Here is a 5,604-nt window from a genome sequence, read left to right as displayed (position 1 = left end):
CTCCTCGGCGCCGTCCTCTTCCGCGCCGCCCGCCGCCCCCGGCACCGGTGAGTCATGCGGCGTACACCTTCCCGTTCACCCCCGTCTGCGACCATCCCCCGGTGAACTACCAGAACTCCCCCAGCACCCCGGGCGCCCCCGTGAACTCCGGCGTCCCGGAGCACGGCCGCGTGCCCAAGTACTACGCCGTCAAGGCCAAACTCGCCCTGATGGTGGATGAGTTGGGGGAGGGCGGACTGCTGCCCACCGAGCGCGACCTCGCCGTCCGGTACGAGGTCTCCCGCGAGACCGTCCGGCAGGCGCTGCGCGAACTCCTCCTGGAGGGGCGGCTGCGGCGCCAGGGCCGGGGCACGGTCGTCGCGGGCCCCAAGCTCGAACAGCCCCTCTCGCTCGCGAGCTACACGGAGGGCGTCCGCCGGCAGGGCCTCCGCCCCGGTCGCAGCCTCATCTCGCTCGACCGGTTCCCCTGCCCGGAGGCGCTCGCCCCCGAGGTCGGCGCCGAACGGGGCGAGCCCGTCTGGCACATGGAACGCGTGCTCCTCGCCGACGACGAGCGCGTCGGCCTGGAGAGCACGTACGTCTCCGAGGCCCGCGCCCCGCACCTGGACACCGAGTTCGACCCGGACTCCTCCTTCTACTCCTATCTCCACGACCGCCTCGGCATCTCGTTCGGCGACGCCGACGAGCGCATCGAGACGGTGCTCGCGACCCCTCGCGAGGCCCTCCTCATCGGCACCCCGCCGGCGCTGCCGATGCTGCTGCTCCACCGCGTCTCCCGGGACACCGCCGGGCAGCCCCTGGAGCGGGTCCGCACCCTCTACCGGGGCGACCGGTTCAGCTTCACCGCCCACCTGGGGCAGCAGGGCTGATCGAGGGGCCGGGCGGTGGCGGGTCACACGCCGAGAGTCATCACGACCCGCCTCCACTGGGATCACGAACAGATAACGGGTCTGGTCCAAGCTTGTCGGTCCGTTCACCGTCCCGTCGCCCACCGGCCCCGTCCGGGTCACCCGTCCCCAGGACCGTCGAGGGCATGAAGGTGATCGTCGTAGGAGCCGGCGTGGTGGGAACCATGCACGCCTGGCACGCAGTGGAACGCGGCCATGAGGTCGTACACATCGAGCGCGAGGCCGAGGCGCGCGGAGCGTCCCTCCGCAACTTCGGCCAGATCTGGGTGAGCGGACGGGCGGGCGGAGAGGAGCTGGACACCGCCCTGCGCGCCCGGGAACTCTGGGAGGGCATCGGCGCCCGGGTACCCGGCCTGGGCTTCCGGGCCATCGGCTCGCTCACCCCCGTACGGAACGAGCTGGAGCTCGCCGTCGCCGAGGCCGCCGTGGCCCGCCCCGACGCCGCCGCCCGCGGCTACACGCTGCTGACGGCCGACGAGGCCCGCGCGGTCAACCCGGCCCTGCGCGGAGAGTTCGAGGCGGCGCTCCGGTGCGAGCGGGACGCCGCCGTCGAGCCCCGCCTCGCACAGCTCGCCCTCCGTGAGGCCCTCCTCGCCACCGGGAAGTACACCTTCCTGCCGAACCGCGAGGTCCGTGACGTCGTGGGCGAGAACGCCGTCCGCGACGACCGCGGCGAGGTCCACATCGGCGACGCCGTCGTCCTGTGCACCGGCGCCTGGCTCTCCGGCCTCGTCCGCGAGGTCGCCGGCGAGATACCCGTCCGCCGCGTCCGGCTCCAGATGATGCAGACCGAGCCCCTCGGCGAGGCGCTCACCACCTCCGTCGCCGACGCCGACTCCTTCCGCTACTACCCGGCCTACGCCTCCGAGGCCCTGGACTCCCTCCGGGCCGCGCAGCCGCAGGACCCGACCGCCGCCGCCCACAGGATGCAGCTCCTCATGGTGCAGCGCCTCGACGGCGGACTGACCATCGGCGACACCCACGAGTACGAGCACCCCTTCGCCTTCGACACCCTCGAAGACCCCTACGAGCACCTCACCCGCGTCGTCGAGTCCTTCCTCGGCCGCCCGCTGCCGAAGATCAGGCGGCGCTGGGCCGGGGTGTACGCGCAGTGCGTCGACACCAGCCGGGTCGTCCACCGCCAGCGGGTCCGCGACGGCGTGTGGCTGGTGACCGGGCCCGGCGGCCGAGGCATGACCTGCTCGCCCGCCATCGCCGAGAAGACCGCCGACGAACTGGGCTGGTGAACCACATGAGCACCCGGAACAAGCACAAGCGCAAACACGATCTCGTCGTCCTCGACATGGCCGGTACCACCGTCGCCGACGGCGGCCTCGTCGAGCAGGCCTTCACCGCCGCCGCCGAACGCCTCGGCGAAGACCCGACCACGATGATCGACCACGTCCGCGCCACCATGGGCGAGTCCAAGATCTCCGTCTTCCGCCACCTCTTCGGCGGCGACGAGACCCGCGCCGAGCAGGCCAACCTCGCCTTCGAGGCGGCCTACGGCGAACTGGTCTCCGGCGGCCGGATCACCCCCATACCCGGCGCGGCCGAAGCGATCGCCGAGCTGAAGGCCCAGGGCCGGGCGGTGGTCCTCACCACCGGGTTCGCGCGGGTCACCCAGGACGCCATCCTCGACGCGCTCGGCTGGCGGGACCTGGTCGAGCTGACCCTCTGCCCGGCGGACGCCGGCGGCCGCGGACGCCCGTACCCGGACATGGTCCTCGCGGCCTTCCTCCGCACCGGAGCCGTGGACGACGTCCGACAGCTCGTGGTCGCGGGCGACACCTCGTACGACATGCTCAGCGGGGTCCGCTCCGGCGCCGGGATCGTCGCGGGCGTCCTGACGGGCGCGCACGACGAGGCGGTGCTCAGGGAGCACGGCGCGACGCACGTACTCGCCTCGATCGCCGGACTTCCCGCGCTGATCGGGGAGTCGGACGCATGACCAGCGGCATCCGCTTCGACGCCGTGTCCGTCGCGTACGGCGGCACCACCGTTCTCGACCGGCTCGACCTGACCGTCGAGCCCGGTGAGGTCATGGCCCTCCTCGGGCCCTCGGGCTCCGGCAAGACCACCGCGCTGCGGACCGTCGCCGGGTTCGTGCGGCCGGCCTCCGGGCGGGTGCTCATCGGCGACCGTGACGTCACCGGCCTCCCGCCGTACAAGCGGGGGATCGGCATGGTCGTCCAGCAGTACGCCCTCTTCCCGCACCTGCGGGTCGAGGCCAACGTCGCCTTCGGCCTGAAGGCGCAGAAGGTCCCCAAGGGCGAGATCCCCGGCCGGGTCGCCGAGGCCCTGGAGATGACCGGCATGGCGGCCTACGCCCACCGGTACCCCCGGGAGCTCTCCGGCGGCCAGCAGCAGCGCGTCGCCATCGCCCGCGCGCTCGCCATCCGGCCCAAGGTCCTCCTCCTCGACGAGCCGCTCTCCGCGCTCGACGCGCAGCTGCGCTCCGGAATGCTCGCCGAACTGGCCCGCCTCCACCGAGAGTTGCCCGACGTGCCGATCCTGTACGTCACCCACGACCAGGTCGAGGCGCTGACCCTCGCGGACCGGATCGCCGTCATGGACAAGGCCCGGCTCCAGGACTGCGGCACCCCGCAGGACCTGTACCGCAGGCCGCGCACGGAGTTCACGGCCTCGTTCGTCGGCAACGCGAACCTGCTGCCCGTGACGGTGGGCACGGAGGGGGTCGTCTTCGACGGCACGGAGCTGAAGGTCGCGGTCTCCGGCGCCGCTCCCGGGTCGGCGGCCACGCTCTGTGTCCGCCCCCACCTGGTCGGCCTCGGGGACGGCCCGAACCCGCTCAGGGGACAGATCGTCGAGGTCCAGTGGCGCGGCTCCACCCATCGGCTGTACGTCGAGGTCGGCGGCCACCGGGTGAAGGCGGACGTCCGGGAACTGAGGGAGACGCCGCTGCTCGGGTCCGAGGTGACGCTGCACTTCGCGCCGGAGGACGCGGTGCTGCTGGCCGCAGGGGTGCACGATGGCCACTAGGGCTCCAGGTCTCGTCGAGCAGCACCCCGCAAAGGGCGTTGTGCCCACGGGTCCCGCCCCGGCGGAACCCGTGCCCACAACGGGCGGACAGCGCGCGATCCCCACCTGGGTCTGGGCCCTGCCCCCCGTCGCCGTGCTCGCCGTCGTCTTCCTCTACCCGCTCGCGCTCGTCGTCCAGGAGTCCCTGGCCCCCGGTGCGTACGGTGACGTCTTCGCCTCCGCGTCCTTCCGCGAGGCCCTCGTCACCACGGTGTGGCTCGCCGTGGCCTCCACCGTCGGGTGTCTCGTCCTCGGCTTCGTGCTCGCGGTCGTGATCGCGTTCGTGCCGTTCCCCGGCGGGAAGGCGGTGTCGAAGTTCATCGACGTCTTCCTCTCCTTCCCGTCCTTCCTGATCACGCTCGCCCTGCTGTTCCTCTACGGCACGGTCGGCATGGCCAACGGCGTCTGGACGGACGTCACCGGGGACCCCTCGGGCCCCTTCCGGTTCCTGACCACCCCGTGGGGCGTCCTCCTCGCCGAGATCACGTACTTCACCCCGTTCGTGATGCGGCCGCTGCTCGCCGCCTTCTCGCAGATGGAGACGGCCCAGCTGGAGGTCGCGTCCTCGCTCGGCGCCCGGCCGCTGCGGATCGTCCGGCAGGTGATCCTGCCGGAGGCGCTGCCCGCGCTCGCCGCCGGCGGCAGCCTCGTCCTCGTCATGTGCCTGAACGAGTTCGGGATCGTGCTCTTCACCGGCGCCAAGGGCGTCACGACCCTCCCGATGCTCGTCTACAGCAAGGCGATCCTCGAATCCGACTACGCGGCCGCCTGTGTCGTCGCCGTCGTCAACATCGCCCTCTCCGTGGGCCTCTACGTCCTCTACCGGGGGGTGAGCCGCCGTGCTGGTGCATAGCCGTACGGGCAGGTGGACGGCCTGGGTCACGTTCGCCGTGCTGTTCGTCCCGCTCTTCGCCCTGCCCCTCCTGGTCATCGTCGCCGCCTCGTTCTCCACCCACTGGTCCGGCGCCTTCCCCTCCGGGCCGACCACCGAGCACTACACGGCGGCCGTCCGCGGGGAGTCCCTCCAGGCCCTCACCACCAGCCTGGTCACGGCCCTCACCGCGAGCCTGGTCGCGCTGACCGTCGGCACCTGGGCCGCGCTCGCCGGCGCCGCGCTCGGCAGGAAGGGCAAGAGGGTCCTCGACGCGCTGTTCATGCTGCCGGTCGCCGTGCCGTCCGTGGTCGTCGGCCTGGCCGTCCTCGTCGCGTTCTCGCAGCCGCCGGTACTCCTCAACGGCACACGCTGGATCGTGATCCTCGCCCACACCGTGCTCGTCACGGCGTTCGCCCACCAGTCGGTGTCGGCCGCGATCCAGCGGCTCGACCCGATGTACGAGCAGGCGGCGGCCAGTCTCGGCGCCCGCCCCTCGTACGTCCTGCTCCGGGTGAGGCTGCCGCTCCTGCTGCCGTCCCTCAACGCGGCCGCCGGGCTCTGCTTCGCCCTGTCCATGGGCGAGCTGAGCGCCACGATGATGCTCTACCCGCCGGACTGGACGCCGCTCCCGGTGCTCATCTTCACCGCCACCGACCGCGGTTCCCTCTTCACCGGATCGGCGCTGGCCGTGGTCCTCATGGCCACGACCCTGCTGGCCCTGCTCGCCGTCTCCCGCGTTCGTACCAAGGCCTCCTTCCGCTAGTGATCTGAGTCAGAGAT

Annotated in this window: 6 protein-coding genes; all 6 read left to right on the top strand. The window is 72.3% G+C overall.

The features are described 5' to 3' along the window. Positions 1-101: 101 nt before the first annotated feature. The 6 genes from AOK00_RS18580 (at position 102) to AOK00_RS18555 (ending at position 5,587) form a co-directional block, all read left to right on the top strand. Entirely contained in the window at positions 102-869 is a 768-nt protein-coding gene (locus AOK00_RS18580) for a GntR family transcriptional regulator (protein WP_055601426.1), read from the top strand. Positions 870-1,033: 164 nt separating this feature from the next. Then, a complete protein-coding gene (locus tag AOK00_RS18575) occupies positions 1,034-2,155 on the top strand; it encodes a TIGR03364 family FAD-dependent oxidoreductase (protein WP_055601424.1) in 1,122 nt (373 codons plus the stop codon). Between the two features lie 5 nt (positions 2,156-2,160). Beyond that, a complete protein-coding gene (locus AOK00_RS18570; protein WP_055601425.1) occupies positions 2,161-2,859 on the top strand; it encodes a phosphonatase-like hydrolase in 699 nt (232 codons plus the stop codon). Further along, positions 2,856-3,911, top strand: a complete 1,056-nt coding sequence (locus AOK00_RS18565) for an ABC transporter ATP-binding protein (RefSeq protein WP_055601423.1) — start codon at positions 2,856-2,858, stop codon at positions 3,909-3,911. The genes AOK00_RS18570 and AOK00_RS18565 overlap by 4 nt, the downstream gene beginning before the upstream one ends. After that, a complete protein-coding gene (locus tag AOK00_RS18560; protein ID WP_107097420.1) occupies positions 3,901-4,803 on the top strand; it encodes a 2-aminoethylphosphonate ABC transporter permease subunit in 903 nt (300 codons plus the stop codon). Before AOK00_RS18565 ends, AOK00_RS18560 begins: the two co-directional genes overlap by 11 nt. Next, the gene (locus tag AOK00_RS18555; RefSeq protein WP_055601421.1) at positions 4,790-5,587 is read left to right on the top strand and encodes an ABC transporter permease; all 798 of its coding nucleotides are present in this window, start codon (positions 4,790-4,792) and stop codon (positions 5,585-5,587) included. The genes AOK00_RS18560 and AOK00_RS18555 overlap by 14 nt, the downstream gene beginning before the upstream one ends. Positions 5,588-5,604: the final 17 nt, after the last annotated feature.

Source organism: Streptomyces aureus, assembly GCF_001418135.1.
GTDB classification, from domain to species: domain Bacteria; phylum Actinomycetota; class Actinomycetes; order Streptomycetales; family Streptomycetaceae; genus Streptomyces; species Streptomyces aureus_A.
The sequence above is the reverse complement of the archived record's forward strand: the minus strand, read 5'-3'. Positions and strand labels throughout refer to the sequence as shown.